Origin of the sequence: Limosilactobacillus galli (assembly GCF_947381495.1) — a bacterium.
GTDB lineage: Bacteria > Bacillota > Bacilli > Lactobacillales > Lactobacillaceae > Limosilactobacillus > Limosilactobacillus galli.
Genome location: NZ_CANCWK010000029.1, coordinates 1 through 20,051, shown reverse-complemented (window position 1 = coordinate 20,051; position 20,051 = coordinate 1). Strand labels below are relative to the sequence as shown.

Here is a 20,051-nt window from a genome sequence, read left to right as displayed (position 1 = left end):
ATGCAAATTGTGGTTCAAGCACTCATCAGAAGGGTGTTTGCTCACAAGCCACGTCCTTTAGGGCGTGGTGGTTGACTCAGAGCATTTTGATCTAATTCTTAAAATTCCCTTCACCCTTACTACTCAGCAAAGATCCTTTAAAAAACAAAAAACTCGCCAGTGAAAATTCACTAGCGAGTTTTTCTGATTACCAGAGGTAGTTAACTAAGCCAACCTTAGTCATACCATCAGTGGCAGTCTTTTTTAACGTTTCTGCTGACTTAGTCATTGCAACTTGCTCACGTTCATCAAGGGGTACCTCGATAACCTTCGCAATCCCGTTGGCGTTGATAACAGCCGGAGTACCAAGGTACAGATCCTTGATACCATATTCGCCATCAACATAGGCACCAACTGGCAGAACTGCATTTTCATCACGCAGGATAGCTTTCGTGATCCGCATCAGGCAGGTAGCAACACCGTAGTAGGTGGCACCCTTCCGATTGATGATCTCGTAAGCCTTGTTACGAACATCATCTTCGATCTTCAGCAGATCATCCTGAGAAATGTGTTCCCGCTTAGCAAGCTCGTACAGTGGCAACCCACCGATCGTTGCGCTTGAGTAGGCAGCAAACTCAGAATCACCGTGTTCAGCCATGACGTTGACATCGACATCCCGTGGGTCAACTCCAAATCGCTTGGCCAGTGCCACCCGCAGGCGAGCAGAGTCCAAAGAAGTTCCAGAACTGATAACCTTGTTAGTTGGGAAACCAGAGATCTTTTGAACCGCGTAGGTCAGAATGTCAACCGGGTTGGCAGCGACAATGAAGACCCCGTCGAAGCCACTGGCCACGATTGGTTGAACGATTTCACGCATGATCTTAAGGTTCTTACCAACCAGGTCCAGCCGAGTTTCACCAGGCTTCTGTGCCGCACCCGCACAGATGATTACTACATCAGCATCTTTACAAGTATCGTAATCAGCAGCATAAATTTGCTTTGGTGCAGTGAAGACAGTTGCGTCTTCCAGGTCTAGAGCATCACCTTCGGCCCGCTTCTTCGTCAGGTTGACGATTGCGAACTCTTCAGCAAGGCCTTGTTGAACCATTGCGTATGCGTAGATTGAACCTACCGCACCATCACCGACAAGGACGACTTTTTGATGATTGTTGGTCATAATCGGTTATCCTCCGTCAGCTGATTACATGAACAGGTTAGCGTAGATAGGAACCAAGATGTCCATTGCCAGAGAAATGATCAGAACTGAAACACCGGCCATAGCACCTTGAATTTCACCAAGGGAAAGAGCCTTAACAGAACCAACCGTGTGTCCGGCAGAACCTAAACCTAAACCAGTAGCAACGGCGGAAATCTTATCGAGGCGCAGAACCTTGATCAAGAATTCAGCCAAGGCGTAAATAACAACGGCGTTTAAGATACATGCCATAGCAGTAACGGCAGGAACACCGTGAACACCAGCGGCGATAGGCATAGCAACGGCAGTCGTAGCAGCTTGTGGCAGCATAGAAGCAGTTGAAGCAGCGGACAGACCGAAGAGCTTAGATACTAATTGAATCAGGAACAGGGAAATGAAACCACCGACGAAGCAGATAACGATGATATCGAACCAGTACTTCTTGAAGGTGTCATTAACCTTGTAAACAGGAATAGCGAAGGCCATGGTAGCTGGGTTCAAGAACCAGAAGATAATGTTACCACCTGGCAGGTAGTACTTCGTGTAAACAGCAGCGGTAGTAGAACCAGTGCTCTTAGCCCAGATAGCCAAGACAACGATACCTAAGACCATCCCAACCAGCAGTGGGTTGAAGAGGAAGAAACCATTACTAATCTTGGTTAACCACATACCAATAAGATAAACAATCAATGAAATGAAAATACCAGTGAATGGTAATGCTAGATTTGTTGCAATTGTAGCTGACATAATTTATTGCGCCCCCTAGTCCTTCTTGTTACCAGTGATCTTGTGGTGAATGTTCATAACTAAGGCACCAACGTAGGCAATAACGATCAACAGGATGATCGTGGAGATGATGATAACACATACATCTTGGATACCTTCACGACGCATGATGTCCAAGTGAGCGGCTAATTGGATACCTGATGGAACGAACAGGAATGCAATAAGACCAATCATGAACGTACCGAACTTTTCAACTTGGTGCAGCTTAACAATGTGGCAAGCCAGCAAGATGTAAAGCAATACCATACCAATCAGAGGGGTTGGCACAACAAAGCTCTTTGGAAAAAGATCAGAGATCAATTGAGAAACAAACAGAATAGCAGCGAAGATTCCCATTTGAACATAAATGTTGGAAGCTTCTGGCTTTTTATCCTTCTTGTCCATAATATATTCCCTCCCACAGAAATAAATAGAAATAATTGCTCGACATTGCGTTTGCAATATCATTACAGCTGTAATGTTAACGCAATATTTGACTTTGTGCGTGTTTTCACACTGAAATAGCCCAAATTCATCCTGAAATGCCCTCTCCCCCGGATGAAATACCATTATTTTTGCTCATCTGCCCACAAAGCTGACTGAGCTGCACGAATTAATGCCAAATGCAAAAAAGTTGCCGAATGAGAAAGGCTTCTCAATTCGACAACTTTTTACATTTATACTACTGCATCCCCAGCGCCTGTTTGACTGGCGTGACATAGGACCGGCTGACCGGGACCTTGCTGCCGTCCTTGAGGGTCAGCTCATACGTGTGATTGAAGCTGGGCTCAAGTTCACTGACCATGTCGAGGTTAACGGCGAAGCTCCGGTGAATCCGGATGAACTGGGCGGGATCCAGCTGCTTAAGCAGGTTGGTCAGCGGCTGCTTGCTGATCACCCGGTGCCCGCCCTTGGCCCAAACCGAGGTCACCCCATCCTGGGTCTGGAGATAGAGGATCGAGTCCTTCTGCAGGCTAATCGTACGCTCATCATTGGTCAGTGACAGGCGAGGATTATCCTGTTGACGCTGAACGTCGGGCGCTGAACGTGCGGGCTTCACCAGCTTGCCGACCCGTTCAATAGCATCATTTACCCGTTGCTGGGAGAATGGTTTCAATAGGTAGTCAATGGCATCAGCATCAAAGGCATCGAGCGCATACTGGTCATAGGCCGTCGCGAAAACAATGTAGGGATGGTTGGGCTGGCTCTTAAGACTTTCCGCCAGAGCCATCCCGCTGCCGTCCGTCAATTGAATATCCAGAAACATCAGATCGGGGTGTTCCTTATTCACGACCTGCTGAGCGCTCACTACCCCTTCGGCTTCGAAAATCTCCGTCACCTGTGGATTCCGCTCAACCAAGTAGTGAAGCTCGTCACGAGCAAGCGGCTCATCATCAACAATTAACACCTTCATGATTATGGTTCCCCTTTCGTAACTAGCGGAATTGAAATTGTAACCGTGGTCCCATTTTTACCAGTAGCGAAGTTCAGCTGACTCCGCTTGTCGTAAAGACCGATTAAACGTTGATTAAGATTTTGTAGGGCAGTTCCAGTCCCATGCTCGGAATGAACCGGCTCGTGACCGAGTTTGCCAAGAACATCAGGAGCGATTCCTTCCCCATTATCCTTCACTTTAATTTGCAGGCGATTATCTACCGCCGTTAGATCGATGTTGACAATGTTGCCATGCATCCGGTGGCCAAAGGCGTGTTTCAGGGCATTCTCCACCAGCACCTGAATGGTAAACGGCGGCAAGAGAACGTCATCCCCTACCTGGTTATTGAAGTGAACCTTGAAGCGGTCCGGGAAACGCGTCTGCTCCAAGGTCAGATAGGCATTGACGTGCTCCCGTTCCTGGGCCAGGGTAATCCGGGTCGAACGGGCCCCGATCAGGTTCGCCCGGAAGTAGGTACTCAGCTGAAGGAGGAGCTGCCGAGCCTGCTCGCTATCCCGCCGCATCATCGCGCTGATGGTATTGATAGCGTTGAAGAAGAAGTGCGGGTTCACCTGGGCCTGCAATGCCTTGATCTCGGCATCCCGGACCAGCTTGGCCTGCATCTCGGCCTGACCGAGGGCAATCTGGCTGGCAAAGATCTCCCCGAGGCCTTCCGCCAGCTGGATCTCAACCGGGGTCAAACGCCAGGCGGCCGTATAGTACATCTTCAGTGTTCCCACAACCTTATTTTTAATTCGCAGTGGGACCACAATCGCTGCCTCCAGCGGACAGTCTCGGTGGCTGCAGCCGATCTCGTCCCGGTTATGGGCGATATGAACCCGGCCGCTCTCGATCACAATCTCCGAAAGGTGGGTCAGCATCATCTTGCCGGGAATATGGTGATCACTCCCCGCCCCGACGTGCGCCAAGATGGTCTGGCAGTCGGTAATGCTGACGGCATCGAAGTTGGTGTGGTTCATGATGGCCCGCACTGCCTGCCGGGCAGACTGCATATTGAGGCCGTTCCGCAGGTAAGGCAGGGTCTCCTTGGTCAGTTCCAGGACCGAGTGGGTCTGCATGGCCCGGGTTTCAGCCTCCTGGCGTCGGAACATCCCGATGATCGAGAGGAAGACCGAGGTCCCGATCGAATTGATCAGAATCATTGGCAGAGCGATGTAGCGGACCAGGGTCCAGCCGGTCGGACTAAATAGGAAGATAAAGATCATCTGAATGGTCTCCATCAAGAGTCCGACCAGGAAACCATGCCCGGGACTCATCACCGCAAAGGGATTCCGGCGGTCATTATACAGGTAACCGGACAGCAACCCGATCAGGACCGAACTCGGCACATAGAACCAGGACTCGGTGGCCATTCCCCCGAGCATGACCCGGTGCAGACCAGCGATCAGGCCAACTGAACCGCCGACCCAGGGGCCGCCGATGATCCCGGCAACCGAAACGGTCAGGATCCGGGCATTGACAATTGAGTAGTCCTTCGAGATGGCCGTCAAAAAGACCTTATCATGGAGGCGGTTAGCCGGGTCGATTTCGATCCCCGTACTATTGGCCAAGATTGCGAAAATAGCGAAGATGATGGTCAGCTGGACCTTATCAATCCAGCGGTCCGAGGACATTAACCGTCTGAATGCTGGAATGTTGACAAGCAGGAAGGCTAGGATAATCACAAAGCCGACCCGCTCGATCATTAGGATTGTTAGGTAAAACATCGCCGAACCACCTTATTGCTGGGTTCCGGTGTTGATAACCGGCTGGGTACCCCGTTCACTGATAATGGCCACCATGATGTTATTGATGATCTGGAGGCGCTGCTCATCAGTCAGGTTCAGGTTAGCCTCCTTGGCCAGGCGGTCGATCGCATCCTCGGTGATGGAGACCGCCCCCTCGACGATGATCTTCCGCGCCGACAGGATGGCCGCCGACTGCTGTTTCTGGAGCATGGCACTGGCGATTTCAGTAGCGTAGGCCAAGTGGGTCAGCCGGGTCTCAATAATCTTGATCCCGGCCACGTTCAAGCGGTCCTGGAGCTCGGCGGTCAGGCGGTTGGAAACCTCGGTCGGGTTGCTCCGCAGGGTCAGGGCGTTATCATCTTCAAAGGTGTCATATGGGTATTCACTCGCCACGTGCCGGACGGCCGACTCGCTCTGAATCTGCACGAACTGCTCATAGTCATCGACCGAGAAGAGCGCTTTGGCGGTATCAACAACCTTGTAGACGATCACGGCCGCAATCTCCACCGGGTTCCCCCTGGAGTCGTTGACCTTCAGGATCTGACTGTTGAAGTTGCAGACCCGCAGCGAGACCCGTTGCTTGTCGGTAAAGGGCACCGTCATAAACAGGCCGGCATCGCGGATCGTCCCGATGTAGTTTCCGAAGAAGGTCAATACCTTGGCCTCGTTCGGCTGGATGATCGTCAGCGAGGTGCTGAAGATGATCACGATTGCCAGGATAATCCCGCCGGTGATGATCGGCCCCATCCGACCGGCCCGGTGGCCATGAAAGACCAGCCAGCAGGCGGCCAGAGCACCGACAATGGCGATCAGCAGGCCTAAATAACCGTTAACATGAAACGCATTCTTTTCCTTCATTATTGATTCCCCCTAGAAACGTAAGCCCTTCGGATAGAAATTCTTAATCGTGGTCCCGACCAGCTTGCCGAAACCGGTGGTGTGCCCATCGCAGGCCAAGAGGTACCAGCCGTTCTGCTTTGGCGAATCGATCGTCACCACATCGCCGTGAACGTACTGCCGCCACTGGTCATGGCTGAGCTCCAGGACCCGCGGGCAGGTCGCCGGATCGGTCGCCAGTGACCAGGCGAGGGCTGGTTCAAAGCGGTTCTTCTTGAAGGTCCCCAGGTGCAGGCCGGGCCGCAGGATGGTCATCCCGGCCAGGTCCGCAGGCATCCCCTTAGGCAGAGCGTACAGCTGGTCGCCGAACGTTACCAGGCGATTTGGCTGGTAGTCCGGCAGCAGGACATCGCGGACCGCCGCAAACTCAGCCTGATCCTGCTTGTCCAGGCTTGGCCGTTGCTGACGGCGCTTCTTCTTATTGCGGTGCCGCTTGGCTGGTGCGGCCGCCTCAACTGAGACCAAGTCACCGTTCTGCAGCTTGGCAATGAAGTGCCCCTCCCCCTTGATGTGGTGCGGGAAGAGCCGGACAGCATCGCGGATGGCCGGATTATTATCAGCCCATTCCGGCCGGCCATCGTCCATCCCTGGATACTTCTTAACCGGCACCGTCTTCAGATCCGAGTAGTTCTGCAATAGCCAGGCCAGGTTCTGTTCGTCCTCCTCGGGAGCGAAGGTGCAGGTCGAGTACACCAGGATGCCGCCCGGCTTCAGCATCTTCATAGCTGAAGCGAGAATCTTACGTTGCCGGTTGGCACACTCGGCTGGGTAAGCGGGATTCCAGTACTCAATTCCGGCCGGCTCCTTGCGAAACATCCCTTCGCCTGAGCAAGGAGCATCAACCAGGATCCGGTCGAAGAATTGCGGGAACTGTTCCTCCAGGTCGGCCGGGCTCTCGTTCATAACTACCGTACTGGTAGTCCCCCATCGTTCCAGGTTTTCGGCCAGAATCTTGGCCCGTTTGCGGAAAATTTCGTTAGCCACCAGCAGGCCCTGGTCATGCATCTTGGCAACCAGGTGGGTCGTCTTCCCACCGGGAGCCGCACAGAGATCGAGGACCCGTTCACCGGGCTGGGGATCAACGACCTCTCCCACGTACATGGCGGACGGTTCCTGGCTGTAGATTGCCCCGGTGACGTGGTCGAGGGACTTGCCGTCGACCCCACCGTAGTAACCAGTTGGCACGTATGGCACCTTGCCAGCGGCCTGGTCAATGGTCGCCTGTGGAGCGGCCTTCAGGGGGTTAACCCGGAAGCCGCTCTGGCTAGGCTGGTCAAAGGACGCTAAAAAGGTCGGGGCCTCGTCGCCCAGCAGACGCTGATATTTCTCAATGAATTTCTCTGGTAATTGCAAACTGTTCCACTCCTTTAGCTGTCTTCTATTGTACCGTATTTTTTAGACAAGCTGAACTGCCCATGTTGGGGATTATGGCAAATCGATTAACTTTCCAGCATCTTTCGCGTATAATGTAAAATTAAAAATTGTTTTTAGGAAGTGAACTTACATTGGATCAACACTTAATTGCCATCGACCTCGATGGAACCACCCTTAATAATGAGTCACAATTGACGGCAGAAACGATCAAGACCTTGCGGGCGGCCGCCAAGGAGGGTCACATCGTCAGCATCATCACCGGTCGGCCCTATCGAATTGCCAGACGGATCTATGACCAGATTGGCATCAAGACTCCAATGGTAAACTTCAATGGGGCCCTGGCCCACATCCCGCACCAACATTGGGATAAGGAATACGACGTCGAATTGACCCAGGAGCTGGCTCTCGACCTGCTTGCCCAACACAAGAAGCTCGGCATCGACACCATCACGGTCGAAAACAAGCTCCATGTCTGGGCTAACCACGCCAGCAACCACCTGCCAGAGTTCCTGCCGAACCGCCTCGCTAAGGACCAGCTGCTGACGGCAAACAACCTCAACAGCAACCCGATCGCCCTGACAATTGAATACCAGCCCGAGCACGAGCAGGACATCATCAAGACCGTTAACGAGAAGTATGGTGACTTCGTGGAGCCTCGGGTCTGGGGCGGCAAGTATCACATCCTCGAGCTGATTCACCGGGGAACCCACAAGGAGTCCGGGATGTACTACATTGCCAAGCAGTACAATATCAGTCGCCAGAACATCATTGCCTTCGGAGACGAGCACAATGACTTAGAAATGCTGGACGCTGCGGGCCGCGGGATTGCCATGCAAAATGCCATTCCAGCCATTAAAAAAGTTGCCGACGATGTTACCCCCGTCGACAACGATCACAATGGTCTGGCCAAGTACCTCCAGAACTACTTTAAGCTATCTGTCTAGCCCATCACCGTCATCTTCAGCAAGTAGCCGATGATGACCAGGACAAACAAGACTGTGATCAGCCGACTCGTCGCCCGGTGATTCTGGAATGCCTGACCGTTGAATAAAATCATCACACCCCCGCCACAGGCGACAATGACCCCCAGGGTGATCGTTGCCAACCGGTTCTGGCCGTCTACTAGTATCAGCGCATAGATGATGATGGCCAGGCCCAGGATAGCCAGGCCAATTGAAACCTTTTGCCGCATCATTCTGCCTTCTTTCAAGCTTAATATAAATTCATTATTACGCATTACTAACCCTATTATAAAAGATTTGTTATAATAGCAATGAAGGCAATTCTGCAATTGCTTTCACCAACATACTTCTACCGGGAGGAACCAAGTGATTAAATCATTCATGGCTCCTTCCTTATTTTCCGCAAGAATTACCTAGGCGCCGCTTAGCACGGGGCCTTTTTTATTATCCGCATCTTTTAAGACAGGGTCATATCCTTATTATAGGAGGCTCGGGCTAAAAATTAAATAAAAATTCATAAACAAAAGGCCCTGCTCAGTTAAGCAAGGCTCTTTTTATGGTTATTTTCAGATTTGCCGCCGTTTATCCATTTCCTTAACGACCCAGAGAACGGGCAGGCCCAGGATGGTGATCCCGACGAAGAGAACTACGCCCCACGGATCATTGAAGGCCTCACTGATCAAGACGAAGATCCCTCCGGCAATTGAGATCAGCGGGATCAACGGATAGAGCGGCGTTGAGAACGGCCGTCCCTGCCCGCGGTTGCGCCGCCGCAGGATAAAGATTCCGAAGAAGGCCAGTGTGTAGAAGCAGTACACCGTGAAGACACAGAGGTCTGATAGGTGGTCTGGATCAAAGAAGCACATCATGATCGTCGCCAGGGCGATGATGAAACCGATCGCCACTACCGGTTCCTTGGCCTTTGGAGTAACGTATGACAGGTAACGTGAGAACGGCAGGTCGCGGCGCTTGGCCATGGCGTAAACGATTCGGGGGAAGGTCATGATCTTCCCGTTGATCGTCCCCATCATTGAGATGATAATCCCAATTGACAGCAGGCGGCCGCCGACCCTTCCGAAGGCCGCCGTTGCCAGGTAGCCGGTGGCCCCTTCACCCAGCTGGTGAATCTTAGCGGCCGGCAGGAAGCGGAAGACCCCGAAGGTAATCAGGGTGTAAATCACCAGGACCGTTGTGATCCCGATGATGATCGCCTTGGGCAAAATCTTCTGGGGATTCTTCATCTCCCCACCAAGGTTGGCAATCAAAATCCAGCCATCGTAACCAAACAGAGTTGCCAGCACGGCCACCCCGAAGTTGCCACTGGCCTGGTGAACCTGGCTGACCGTCTGACCGAGCGCGCTTTCATGGCCGAAGAAGAGGCCGAAGATGATAATTGCTGCAATCGGGATCAGCTTTCCGGCCGTCGTCAGAATCGCAAAGCCGGCCCCCACTCGGTTATCGAGGAGGTTCATCCCCCCGATCGCCAGGATCGTCACCACCGCCAGAGGAATTCGCCAGGCTGCCGACAGGCTGAAGAGCTCCGTCATCAGGATACTCATGAACCCGGCCACGGCGGCGATAATCGCCGGGCCGTAGACAATCGCTTGCATCCAGCCAGACAGGAAGCCCAAAAGCCGCCCGTAAATATTTTCAATGTAGACATAGAGGCCACCGGTATAGGGCATCTGGGCCCCGATTTCCGCAATCGTTAGTCCCGAGGTCAAGGTGATCACCCCACCGATGATCCAGGCTAATAGTGCCAGGGTGGAGGAACCCGCACTATCCAATACTGAAGCTTGCTTGAAGAAGATTCCGGAACCGATGATCGTTCCAATGACGATTGACAATGCTGACCACAGGCCTAAGGAACGGTTGAGCTCCTCAGTCGTGTATTGTGGTTTCTCCATCCTAATCACATCCTTTTACAATTAATTTTCACTATTGTATCAGATCTTTTTAATTAAGAAAAGATTAAAATTAGATTAGGGCATGAAAAGGCCCCTGTTCACTTATGATAAACAAGGGGTTGCGGGAAAATTATTTAGTTGAAGGCGCTAGCCAGGATCCGCGCCTGGGCGGTTTCCAGCTCACCTGCATTGCAATTGATGTAGCGGCTGACCAGACGGGCGTCAGCGTGCAGGCCGTCCACTAAAAAATCGTGGATGGTCGTGACGGCCTCGCCAGCATGGCGCAGGTGTTGGACGGTCATCGTCACCGCCAGTTCCTCAACCTTGGCAGCGGACAACGATGCTGGGGCCACCTCGATGACACCCTGATAGTAGCCACTCATAAACGTCTTATTCATGTTCATCATCCTCCACTTTCATTGTAGTTCCTGCGACAAACTATTCAAACTGCCAGCCCATGATCGCCATCTCGGTCATCACGTCGCCCACCAGGCTCTGGTAGAGGGTCGTCTCGCTCTGCGGCACCCCGCCGAGTGCGGGCAGGTAGAAGTTGACGATTGCGCGGTAGCCCTCACCCGGATCCCGCTCGATCCAGATCGGGCTGTAGGCGTCCAGGTTCGTATCGTGATAGAAGTTATATTCGACGATCTCCTGCTGAAGGAGGTCTCGGATGTGGCGGTAGTCACAACTCAGCCGCAGCTGGTCGAGGTCGTCGATGACCTCGCCCGTGTCGCTGTTGAACGGCGGGTAGTCGCGGAAGTAGGCGTTGATCCGCTGCAGGACACTCAGGCTGAGGCTCGTGACAAAGGTCTCGCCGCGGTGGACCGCCATCAGGTCGGCTTCGTTCGTGTGAATGTCGTTGGCTAAGGTCGCCAGGTAGGGTTCCTCCATAGCGATCAGTTCTGATTCAATCAACTGTAAGTCACTCTTGTTAAGCATCTCTGTCCCCATCTCTTTACTATTCCCGGTGACTGCGGTGCCACCGAGGATGACCGGCTTTCGGTCTAAAGTTAAAATTCTGCTACTGTATTTACCCTAATTATACTATTATTATTACAGAAACTAAATTTAACTCCGGAAAGTGGCGCAAATCGTGCACAACAAACTAACCTACATTACTTATCAAATCATCATTGCGATCCTCGCGATCATCTCGATCGTCATGCTCATCGCCTATTACGCTAAGCAGATCAACATCGATGCCTACCCATATAGCCTGATCGATAACGGGATCTGGCTCGTCTTCACCATCGACTACTTTACCCGCCTGGTCCGGGCCAAGGATAAGCGGGCGTTTTTCAAAAACAACATCTTCGACCTGCTCTCGATCATCCCCGCCAGCTCCCTGTTTTCGTTCTTCCGAATCTCGCAAATCGGGCGGACGCTCAAGATGCTGAAGCTCTTCCGCCTCCTCCGCCTGGTCGGCTTCACCGGACGGCTGGCCACTTTCTTCAAGCGCAACGAACTGGTCTACTACCTCTACATCAGTGTCGCCGTAATCATGGTGGCCGCCGCGATGTTCTGTATCTCCGAACGGGTCTCCTACCGAACTGCGCTCTGGTGGGCGATCACGACCGCCACGACGATCGGCTACGGCGACGTCATCCCCAAAACCGGGATCGGCCGGGGTGCTGCCATCATCCTGATGCTGCTCGGCATCGGCTTCATCGGGATGCTGACCGGGACAATCACCGAGTTCTTCGCCAAGGAGGACGAGGCCAAGATGGGCCAGCAACTGGACCGCCTGGAGGCCGAAAATCACGCGCTCCACGCCGAACTCAACGAGATCAAGCAGCTGCTGATCGACCAGCAGCAGGGAGAACATCATAAGGAGAAGTAACAAGAAAAAGCCCTCAGCATCTTGCAACCTTGCTGAGGGCCTTTGTGTGCCATAAACCTGGCGACTTCATCTCTGAAAGCATTATAACATAACTTGAATTATTCATTACTAGATTACAACGCTAACCTTTTCCTGCATCCATAGTAATTAAATGCTAGAATGTTTAAGGATTTTATTTTTTCATTTTCAAGGAGCAATCATGGAATTTTCATTCACCCGCCGACACGGCCTGCGCAAACTCTATCTGGAATACACCGTCATATTCATCTTCCTGGCGGCCTGCATCTTCGGCACCTACCTGGTCACCGGGCACACCTTCATCCTCAGCAAGGACGCCCTCAACCAGCACCTGCCGCTGTTGGTCAAGTACCGGGCGGCCCTGATTGAATTTCTCCACCACCCCAGCCGGCTGACGTTCTGGTCCTGGCAGATGGGGCTGGGAACCGACACCTTCCAGGTCTATTCCTACTACACCATCGGCGACGTGTTCGCCTACCTGGCCCTCCTTTTCCCGACGGCCAAGATGACGATGGCCTACCAGGTGATCGCGATGGTGCGGATGTACTGCGTCGGCCTAGCCTTCGTCTACTTCGCCCAGCACTTCAATTTCCGCAACCATGTCATCCTGATCGGGACGGTTGCCTACACGGTCAACGCCTTTCTCCTGTACGCGGCCGTCGCCCAGCCCTTCTTCACGACCCCCTTCATTCTCTTTCCATTGATCGTGGTCCAAATTGAGCGGGTTCTTAAGGGTGGCTCGGCCTGGCCCTTGACCGGGGTCTTCACCTGGATGCTGATTAGCAACTACTACCTGGCCTTTGTCCTCGGCATTGGGGCCCTGGCCTACCTGGTTCTGCGGGTGCTGACCCACGACCGGACTAACCTGAACTACCTCCGCACCCTGGGCAAGCTGAGTTTTGCCACCGTGACCAGTCTCCTGCTCTCGGCAGTCCTCCTGGTGCCCGAGATCATCGCTGTCACCAATTCAACCCGGACTGGGGCCCAGTTCGCCAACGGCCTGAAGGTCTACCCACTCTACTACTACCTCTTCCTGCCTAAGCAGCTGATCAACGGGGGCCAGTGGTACTTCATGTACTGGACGGCCCTCGGGGTGGTCTCAATCGGCTTTTTGGCCCTGGTCTACATCTACTCCCGGCCCAAGAAGTACCCCCTACTGACGATCAGTCTGGGGCTATCACTGGTCATGCTCCTGATCCCGGCGGTCGGCGCCTTCTTCAACGGGATGATGTCAGCCTCCAACCGGTGGACTCTTTTGATCTACCTGCCGCTGGCCATGGCGGTCTGCATTCTCGCCCAGGACGCCCCGCAGTTCAGCCGCCACACCCTCTGGATCCTCAACGTGGCCACGATCATCTACCTGGCAGTCTTGATCGCTACCTTTTACTTCGCCAACAACGACGACATCTTCATGCCGGTCCTCTTCCTGATCATCTCCCTGATGGCTCTCTGGCTGATCAACTTTCATAAAACCCGCTTCCCGGACCGCTGGTTGCTGGCGATTGTCCTCCTCAATGCCGGCTTCAACGCTATCTACGCCGCCTTTCCATATAAAGGGGATTTCACTGACAAGATGCTCTCCCGGGGCGAATACCAGGCCATCACGGCCAACCGTTACGGGGGGCTGGACCAGGGATTGAGCCGGACCCCGAGCTACCGGGTTTCGACCATCAGCCAGAACCAGATCATTGCGGGGCCCAACCTCGATAACGACCTGACCTCAGGCCTGCACAATATCGATTCCTACTACTCCCTGCAGAACAAGTACCTCGGCGAGTTCAATACCAGCCTGCAGAACAACCAGTACCAGGCCAACATTCCGATCCGCCAGGCTGATGACCGGACCGTAATGAACAACTTCTTCGGGGTCCGCTACCTCTTTGTCCAGAGCAACGGGGCCAACGCGACTAAGCTTCCGGCGGGCTACTTCCTCGATAAGACCAGCCAGCCAATCATCAACTACGACGTCGGCCAACCCAGCTCCGCTACCAGTAAGGACCAGCTGATTCCGATTCAGACCGAGCGCTACAAGACCAACAATGCCTTCCCGCTGATCTACTGGCAGGACCGCTACATCAGCCATGCCCGCTACCAGCAGCTATCACCGACGGAAAAGGAACGGGCCCTGGCCAGCGGGGTCGTGGTGAACGGGCCGACGACGGGGATGCGGGCGGCTAAGCTCCACCGGACCGTGATCCCGCTCAAGAGTACCCTGGTTTCCAACCGCTTCAACACGATCAATCCGGCCAAGCTCAAGTACATCGACAGCGATGAGAAGTACCAGCTTCAGTTTCCGCAGATGCAAAGCAAGGCCTTCCGCCAGCGGGTTCGGGGCAGCGAGCTCCACATCGAGTTCAGCAAGATCAAGTACACGCCCTTCACCATGAAGGAGCAAATCGACCACGATATGCACCACCGGCAGGCCATGGCCAATAACCCGGGGAGCGTCTTTAACGAGCGTTTCAACAAGTACCGCTACTGGCGCTACCACGTCCTGAATGGTTCGCCGGACATCTCGTTCCAGCTGAACTACTCCAGCCGGTTCGGGACGGCCAGCGTCATCCAGGCCAAGCAGAACGTCCTCTCGCTCTTCAAGCACGTCACCAACGGCACCCTGAACATCGGCTACTACGACGGCAACCTGCCGCAGAAGCTGACCTTCAAGCCATCCAAGCTGGGGAATTATGAGCTCAAGTACCGGGTCGTCGCCGAGAAGCTGGATAGCAACTACACCCAGGAGGTGCGGAATATTCAGCGGCACGCCCTGACCAATCTGCAATTCAGTCGTAACCGGGTCAGCGGGCGGATTACGACGCCGCGGGCGGGGGTCCTGACCTCGTCCATTCCGTACTCCGGCGGTTGGCAGGTCATGGTCAATGGTCACCCGGCCAAGACCGTCCGCACCAACCAAGCCTTCCTCGGGGTCTACCTGCCACGGGGAAGCCACCAGGTCGTCTTTACCTATCAGACGCCCGGGCTGCGGACCGGGGCACTGATTTCCCTGGTCGGGCTCTGTTGGACAGCCATCGCTGCGATCATCACCTGGGTTTTCAAATATCGTCAACACTAAAAAACGGTACTGATCAGAATTGCTTCTTTCAGTACCGAATGGAACTAAAAAACAGCGCGGAGTTTGTCCGCGCTGTTTTTTTGACTATTTGATTAATTTAACAGGCTTACTCACCCATCCTGTGATCCGGTCAATGGGTGCCTAGTTGTCGTCATCCTTCATTGAACTGACGTAATCTGCCTCCGACTTCAACTGGTTGGCGTAACCATCGATCTCATTCTTCTGGTCCTGGTTAACGTAGTAATCATTCTCAAGGCGTGACAGGCTAATGGTCTTAGTTTCCATGTGGCCATCCGCAACCGAGTCTTCACCAGGGACCCACTGCTTGTAGGTTACATTGTCGCCGTTGACCTTATAATAAATATAACTAGTCGGGTCACCATTGGCCGTAATAAAACTATAACCAGCCATGTTTTTGCCAAGATCATAGCTTGCGGCGTTGTCACCGTAGTACATCCCGCCGTCAATGCCCTCTTTGAACCAATCCGGGCTGGCCAGCAGCGCCACAAATACGCCGACGTTCTTATTGTCAACGTTGGTCTCCGCCGATGAAGAACTAGCCGTCATCGAGGAAGCGCTGCGCGAACTCGTGCTCTTAGCAACCTGGCTGGACGAGCTACTGGAACTGCTGCTTGAGCTGCTCTTTGCCTGGCTCCCACAGGCGGCCAGTATCAAGGCCGCGATGCCGGTGGCCATTCCCGTTACTAATTTTTTCATTTTCTGTCACTTCCAAAGCAATGTATTCAATGTTTATTTTAGCCTAATTCGGTGAGCACACCGCCAAGTAAAGAGCAGCCCGGGTAAAACGCCCGGGCTGCTCTTTGACTATTTAATCAACATATCCAAGTAGTTAACAATGTAGTAGAGAAGCAGCGCGGCAATGCACAGCTGCAGCAGGTTCCAGAGCTGGTGAAGGATCTTCTTTTTGTCCATGATTGCACTTCCTATCAGATTGATAATATCTTTATTATATCACTCCTGGATGCATCATGAGACCCACGCTCAGCCTGCCGCAGACTTTAAGCTGGCTGACGTAAAAGCTGGTCATTTAGTTAGCGACCGTTGAAGATTAATAGCCGATCCTACAACTAAAGCAGCGCGTGCCCAAATCTGGACACGCGCTGCTTAACTAAGCTAAACAAAATGCTAGTTACGACGTTTCTTGATACCGAGCAAGCTTAAAGCAGCAGTAAATGCTACAACAATCAGTGCAATTGCTTGGTTATTATTATTTCCTGTTTGTGGCAATTGCTTTGCTGCCTGGTCAGTTGAATTTTGTTGACCAGTGATAGCTTTAGTTGCTTGTGATCCGGTATTGGTTAGTGCAACTTGGCCACGTGAGCTTACGGTTTGAGCACTAGTTAAGTGCTCAACAGCCTGCTCGCTTAATTCTGCCGATTTCGTTCCTGCTTGAGTAGACTGTTCAATCGATTGAGCTGTTGGCTGAGCACTTGGTTGCGTCGGCTGGGCGCTTGGCTGCGTTGGCTGGGCGCTTGGCTGCGTTGGCTGAGCGCTTGGCTGCGTCGGCTGAGCGCTTGGCTGCGTTGGCTGAGTGCTTGGCTGCGTCGGCTGGGCGCTCGGCTGCGTTGGTTGGGCACTTGGCTGCGTCGGCTGGGTGCTTGGCTGTGTTGGCTGGACGCTAGCCGGCCTTACCGTCAACGTTACTCCCTTAACTGTGTAAGTCGACGTGTCTGGGAAGATAACCAGCACATCCTCTGCATACGTTCCAGCCTTAGCAGCATCATGATTTACCTTATCATAGTTAGCCCATTTGGCAATCGTTCCGGCAGGCAACTAATCAGAAGCGGCGGCTAACGTCATCAGTACAATTGACTGGGTAGAAGGCGTGTCCACCACGATACTACCGTTATCAATAATCGGGTTAGGAAGCTTGTCACCGACCGTGATTACGACCGCTTTAATCTTAACCAGCTTGCCATATTTTACGGAATCAGGCTGGGCATTAGCAAGCTCGGCATTAGCCTTTGCCAGCGCATTCTTGGCAGCCGCAGCCGTAGTTTGGGCCTTCTTCAGGTTAGCCTGGGCATCGGCAACCTTGGCCTGATTATCACTTACGGTCTTCTTCAACTGTACCAGGGCAGCCTGTTGCTTCTGCAGTTCCTGCTCAGCTGCGGTAAGGGCCGCAGTCGCCTTGGTCAAAGCGGTTTGAGCTTCTTGAATTGCCTTCGTTTGTCCTTGCATAGCCTGTAACTGGTTCTGCAGGTTCTGCAACTTTGCCTGAGACTTTGTGAGCGCCTGGGTAGCGGCAGCAACCGTCTGTTGCCCATTAGTAGCAGCCTGTTGAGCAGTAGTCAGATTTGCCTGTTGAGCCTTCAACTGCTGGTTAATAGTGTCCAGCTTGTTTTGTTCGCTGTTTAGTTTCGTCTGGGCGTTGTTAAGGGCAGTCTGCTTATCCTGCTGTGTCTTCTGGGCCTTGGCTACGTCCTGCGTAGCCGTGGCAACAGCTTGCTGGGCAGTCTGTAATCGAGCCTGGGCCTTCGCCAGAGCGGCATTGGCTGCCGTGATCTTATCCTGAGCACTGGTCAAAGCCGTTTGGGAACCCTTCAGGGCATCGCTAGCGGTATCCAGCTGGGCCTGAGCCTGTTGCGTCTTCTGCTTCTTAGCAGCTAAATCCTTGTTCAATTGCGTGAGCTCGGTGTTGTCCTCATCAACGGCGGTTTGCTTGGCAGCGGCGTCCTTCTCCTTAGCAGCCAGTGTAGCCTGGGCTTGGGCCAATTCTGCCTTGCCATCAGAAGGCTTGCCCGTCTGGAGAGGAGTGGTAATCCCCGCTTGCTTTGAATTAGCACTATCAAGCAGATCTGATTGCGGCTGGTTAATGTGGAAGGAAAGAGCATTGTCATCATTAGTTTCTACGAATGATGGTGCAACCCCAATAACTTGTTCCTTATTAGCGTTATAAATATTGTCAAGTCCACACATGGAGATTGCGTGTCCCATCATAGAACCCTTGTCAACAAAGAGCATCCCCGCGATGACTTGAACAAGTTGTTGCTTAACCTCAGCCATGCTCATCTCGCTGGAAAGATTACTGCTAAAATAGGTCGACAGTGATTCTCCATAGTCATTTTCACCCATTGTATTTTTTTCACTATCACTAGCCGGGGTATTCGCTAAGCCATGGTCATAATAAGCTTGGTGAAGAGCGTAAATATAGTGACCATCTGATTTCCCATCTTTTTCGCATAATTTAACAACTTCATTAGCAAGCTCACTGGCACCGACAGTCGCAACCTCTTTACTTACTATCCCAGAAATTCCTAATTGATTGGCAATCTTATTAAGCAGGTCAGCTGTAAAGATTGACAGTTCATTAGCCTGGTCAGCTGTGACGTTTTTAAGATTAACGGTTTCATCACGATCTTTTTGAAGATTATCGGTCCAATTATTATACGTAGACGCGATCTGTTTAAAATAGTCGTTAAATCTCCCCATATCTAAATCAGACTGTATTTGACTATTCGTCATGGCATTAGCCCAATTTTGGAAGGCGTTGGCATTTTGAATCGTATATGTTCCGAGATACTGGTAGTTGGCAATGTCAGTAGCTATTTCTTGAGCCAAGGCCTTCGTTGTCGCAATCTGCTCGGACGTAAAATTAAACATCGGCAAAGCGTTCTGCAAAGCAACAATATTATCCTGAGCTTGCTTAACCCCTTGCTTAGCCGCCGTAACAGCCTGGCTAGCCGTCTCGAGAGCTGCACGATCCTGGCTTAACTTCGTGTTGGTTGCGGCAACCTGAGCGGCCACTTGTTGTTGATTATCCTGGGCTGACTTCACGGCTGCGTCGGCTGCTTGAACCTTACTCTTACCGTTCGTAACGTCCTTTGTTGCAACGTCCTTGGCCTGCTGAGCATTAGTCAAAGCCGTTTCCGCAGATACCATCCTTAGCCGTTGCAACACCCTGCTGTGCGGTCGTCAGGGTATTCTGCGATTCGGCGGTCTGCTTCTTGGCGTCGCTCAATGCTGAATTGGCTTGATCACGACTCTGTTTGGCACTAGCGACCGCGGCTTGTTGAGCACTCTGCTGGTTGGTAACCGTCGCTACCTGGTCCTTGGCCGTGTTAACCTTTTTATTTGATTCTGCCGCTGCGGACTTAGCCGTGTTCAATGCCATCTGGTCCGCCTGAACCTGTTTGCTTTGATCAGTAATCGCCTGCTTCGTCTTGGCAATCTCTGCCGGTGATGCTGACGTCTTCGCCTTAGCCAAGTTTTGCCGGGCTGAACTAGCTGCGGCACTAGCAGAATTGACATTCGTTTGAGCACTATAAACCACTGCCTGCTGCGCACTAGCAGCATTCTGGGCACTGGTTAGCTGTCCCTGGGCTGAGGTTACGTTGCCTTGGGCAGCACTGACTGCACTATTGGCATTCGTCAGATTGTCCTGGGCACTGGTCACCCTTTGCTGGGCCTGATTAAGTTTAGTCTGCCACGGGGCCTGGGCGTTTTGTTGTGCCTTCACCCCGTTATTATTCGTCAATTCATCAGCTTGCGCATTAGTGGATACCGTAATCCCTGCAAGAGCTGCTGCAGCAAGTGTCGCCGTAGTAACTATCCGTTTACTACTATTCAATTGCAATTCCTCCAGTAATCAAAGTATATTATCGCCGTCTATCTGTCCCTTTGAACATCAGACTCCGGCAACGATCAAGAAGCATCTCAAAAAGACGGTCCTTCTCTACTATAAAGAGTGGTCTAATCAAGCAATATATTTAACACTGATCAATAGGTCACGAAAATTACTACAATCAAATCACAACGTAAGTAGTCAATAACGATACGTCTAGGCGCGGTCGACCAATCCCCCTATACTGAAGACATAAGATTCAGTACAGGAGGATTT

At 52.5% G+C, this 20,051-nt stretch carries 18 protein-coding genes; 3 read left to right on the top strand and 15 right to left on the bottom strand.

The features are described from left to right. Nucleotides 1-187: 187 nt before the first annotated feature. From QOS10_RS06540 to QOS10_RS06510, 7 genes are all read right to left on the bottom strand, one after another. Nucleotides 188-1,156, bottom strand: coding sequence for an L-lactate dehydrogenase (locus QOS10_RS06540; RefSeq protein ID WP_283594601.1), 969 nt, complete (start codon nt 1,154-1,156; stop codon nt 188-190). A gap of 24 nt (nt 1,157-1,180) precedes the next feature. Continuing rightward, the gene (locus QOS10_RS06535; RefSeq protein WP_283594600.1) at nt 1,181-1,921 is read right to left on the bottom strand and encodes an LrgB family protein; all 741 of its coding nucleotides are present in this window, start codon (nt 1,919-1,921) and stop codon (nt 1,181-1,183) included. Between the two features lie 15 nt (nt 1,922-1,936). Continuing rightward, entirely contained in the window at nt 1,937-2,344 is a 408-nt protein-coding gene (locus QOS10_RS06530) for a CidA/LrgA family protein (RefSeq protein ID WP_283594599.1), read from the bottom strand. A 277-nt stretch (nt 2,345-2,621) separates the two neighbouring features. Then, on the bottom strand, nt 2,622-3,353 hold the full coding sequence (locus QOS10_RS06525; RefSeq protein ID WP_283594597.1) for a LytR/AlgR family response regulator transcription factor: 732 nt from the start codon (nt 3,351-3,353) through the stop codon (nt 2,622-2,624). 2 nt (nt 3,354-3,355) lie between these two features. Further along, complete coding sequence (locus QOS10_RS06520; RefSeq protein ID WP_283594596.1) at nt 3,356-5,101, bottom strand: sensor histidine kinase; 1,746 nt, start codon at nt 5,099-5,101, stop codon at nt 3,356-3,358. 12 nt (nt 5,102-5,113) lie between these two features. Then, on the bottom strand, nt 5,114-5,980 hold the full coding sequence (locus tag QOS10_RS06515) for an SPFH domain-containing protein (protein ID WP_283594595.1): 867 nt from the start codon (nt 5,978-5,980) through the stop codon (nt 5,114-5,116). A gap of 12 nt (nt 5,981-5,992) precedes the next feature. Then, nucleotides 5,993-7,372, bottom strand: coding sequence for an RsmB/NOP family class I SAM-dependent RNA methyltransferase (locus tag QOS10_RS06510; RefSeq protein ID WP_283594594.1), 1,380 nt, complete (start codon nt 7,370-7,372; stop codon nt 5,993-5,995). 152 nt (nt 7,373-7,524) lie between these two features. Here QOS10_RS06510 and QOS10_RS06505 point away from each other — a divergent pair, with 152 nt between their 5' ends. Continuing rightward, a complete protein-coding gene (locus QOS10_RS06505) occupies nt 7,525-8,337 on the top strand; it encodes a Cof-type HAD-IIB family hydrolase (protein WP_283594593.1) in 813 nt (270 codons plus the stop codon). Here QOS10_RS06505 and QOS10_RS06500 read toward each other — a convergent pair. The 4 genes from QOS10_RS06500 to QOS10_RS06485 form a co-directional block, all read right to left on the bottom strand. Further along, on the bottom strand, nt 8,334-8,585 hold the full coding sequence (locus tag QOS10_RS06500) for a hypothetical protein (protein ID WP_283594591.1): 252 nt from the start codon (nt 8,583-8,585) through the stop codon (nt 8,334-8,336). The two genes, QOS10_RS06505 and QOS10_RS06500, sit on opposite strands and share 4 nt — an antisense overlap. Before the next feature lie 336 nt (nt 8,586-8,921). Then, nucleotides 8,922-10,262, bottom strand: a complete 1,341-nt coding sequence (locus QOS10_RS06495; RefSeq protein WP_283594590.1) for an APC family permease — start codon at nt 10,260-10,262, stop codon at nt 8,922-8,924. Between the two features lie 134 nt (nt 10,263-10,396). Continuing rightward, nucleotides 10,397-10,660, bottom strand: coding sequence for a hypothetical protein (locus tag QOS10_RS06490; RefSeq protein ID WP_283594589.1), 264 nt, complete (start codon nt 10,658-10,660; stop codon nt 10,397-10,399). A gap of 40 nt (nt 10,661-10,700) precedes the next feature. After that, nucleotides 10,701-11,201 carry a hypothetical protein gene (locus QOS10_RS06485; RefSeq protein ID WP_283594588.1) on the bottom strand — a complete coding sequence of 167 codons (501 nt, stop codon included), beginning with the start codon at nt 11,199-11,201 and terminating at the stop codon, nt 10,701-10,703. Between the two features lie 154 nt (nt 11,202-11,355). On the opposite strand from QOS10_RS06485, the gene QOS10_RS06480 reads away from it, so the two are divergent. Together QOS10_RS06480 and QOS10_RS06475 are read left to right on the top strand one after the other, a co-directional pair. Then, complete coding sequence (locus QOS10_RS06480) at nt 11,356-12,102, top strand: potassium channel family protein (RefSeq protein ID WP_283594587.1); 747 nt, start codon at nt 11,356-11,358, stop codon at nt 12,100-12,102. A 199-nt stretch (nt 12,103-12,301) separates the two neighbouring features. Further along, nucleotides 12,302-15,190 (top strand): YfhO family protein, encoded by a 2,889-nt coding sequence (locus QOS10_RS06475; RefSeq protein ID WP_283594569.1) that lies wholly within the window; start codon nt 12,302-12,304, stop codon nt 15,188-15,190. A 141-nt stretch (nt 15,191-15,331) separates the two neighbouring features. Here the strand turns inward: QOS10_RS06475 and QOS10_RS06470 are convergent, their stop codons facing one another. The 4 genes from QOS10_RS06470 to QOS10_RS06455 form a co-directional block, all read right to left on the bottom strand. Beyond that, entirely contained in the window at nt 15,332-15,907 is a 576-nt protein-coding gene (locus QOS10_RS06470; protein ID WP_283594567.1) for an Lreu_0056 family protein, read from the bottom strand. Between the two features lie 429 nt (nt 15,908-16,336). Beyond that, complete coding sequence (locus QOS10_RS06465; RefSeq protein WP_283594565.1) at nt 16,337-16,984, bottom strand: LPXTG cell wall anchor domain-containing protein; 648 nt, start codon at nt 16,982-16,984, stop codon at nt 16,337-16,339. Next, nucleotides 16,985-19,093, bottom strand: a complete 2,109-nt coding sequence (locus tag QOS10_RS06460; RefSeq protein WP_283594563.1) for an SEC10/PgrA surface exclusion domain-containing protein — start codon at nt 19,091-19,093, stop codon at nt 16,985-16,987. Continuing rightward, nucleotides 19,065-19,781 (bottom strand): hypothetical protein, encoded by a 717-nt coding sequence (locus QOS10_RS06455; RefSeq protein ID WP_283594561.1) that lies wholly within the window; start codon nt 19,779-19,781, stop codon nt 19,065-19,067. The genes QOS10_RS06460 and QOS10_RS06455 overlap by 29 nt, the downstream gene beginning before the upstream one ends. Nucleotides 19,782-20,051 lie beyond the last annotated feature (270 nt).

Excerpts from the sequence above, each read along its gene's own strand:
- QOS10_RS06495 (WP_283594590.1), bottom strand. The coding sequence starts at position 10,262 with ATGGAGAAACCACAATACACGACTGAGGAGCTCAACCGTTCCTTAGGC.
- QOS10_RS06530 (WP_283594599.1), bottom strand. The coding sequence starts at position 2,344 with ATGGACAAGAAGGATAAAAAGCCAGAAGCTTCCAACATTTATGTTCAA.
- QOS10_RS06490 (WP_283594589.1), bottom strand. The coding sequence starts at position 10,660 with ATGAATAAGACGTTTATGAGTGGCTACTATCAGGGTGTCATCGAGGTG.
- QOS10_RS06535 (WP_283594600.1), bottom strand. The coding sequence starts at position 1,921 with ATGTCAGCTACAATTGCAACAAATCTAGCATTACCATTCACTGGTATT.
- QOS10_RS06460 (WP_283594563.1), bottom strand. The coding sequence starts at position 19,093 with ATGGTATCTGCGGAAACGGCTTTGACTAATGCTCAGCAGGCCAAGGAC.
- QOS10_RS06540 (WP_283594601.1), bottom strand. The coding sequence starts at position 1,156 with ATGACCAACAATCATCAAAAAGTCGTCCTTGTCGGTGATGGTGCGGTA.
- QOS10_RS06500 (WP_283594591.1), bottom strand. The coding sequence starts at position 8,585 with ATGCGGCAAAAGGTTTCAATTGGCCTGGCTATCCTGGGCCTGGCCATC.
- QOS10_RS06525 (WP_283594597.1), bottom strand. The coding sequence starts at position 3,353 with ATGAAGGTGTTAATTGTTGATGATGAGCCGCTTGCTCGTGACGAGCTT.
- QOS10_RS06520 (WP_283594596.1), bottom strand. The coding sequence starts at position 5,101 with ATGTTTTACCTAACAATCCTAATGATCGAGCGGGTCGGCTTTGTGATT.
- QOS10_RS06470 (WP_283594567.1), bottom strand. The coding sequence starts at position 15,907 with ATGAAAAAATTAGTAACGGGAATGGCCACCGGCATCGCGGCCTTGATA.
- QOS10_RS06515 (WP_283594595.1), bottom strand. The coding sequence starts at position 5,980 with ATGAAGGAAAAGAATGCGTTTCATGTTAACGGTTATTTAGGCCTGCTG.
- QOS10_RS06475 (WP_283594569.1), top strand. The coding sequence starts at position 12,302 with ATGGAATTTTCATTCACCCGCCGACACGGCCTGCGCAAACTCTATCTG.
- QOS10_RS06485 (WP_283594588.1), bottom strand. The coding sequence starts at position 11,201 with ATGCTTAACAAGAGTGACTTACAGTTGATTGAATCAGAACTGATCGCT.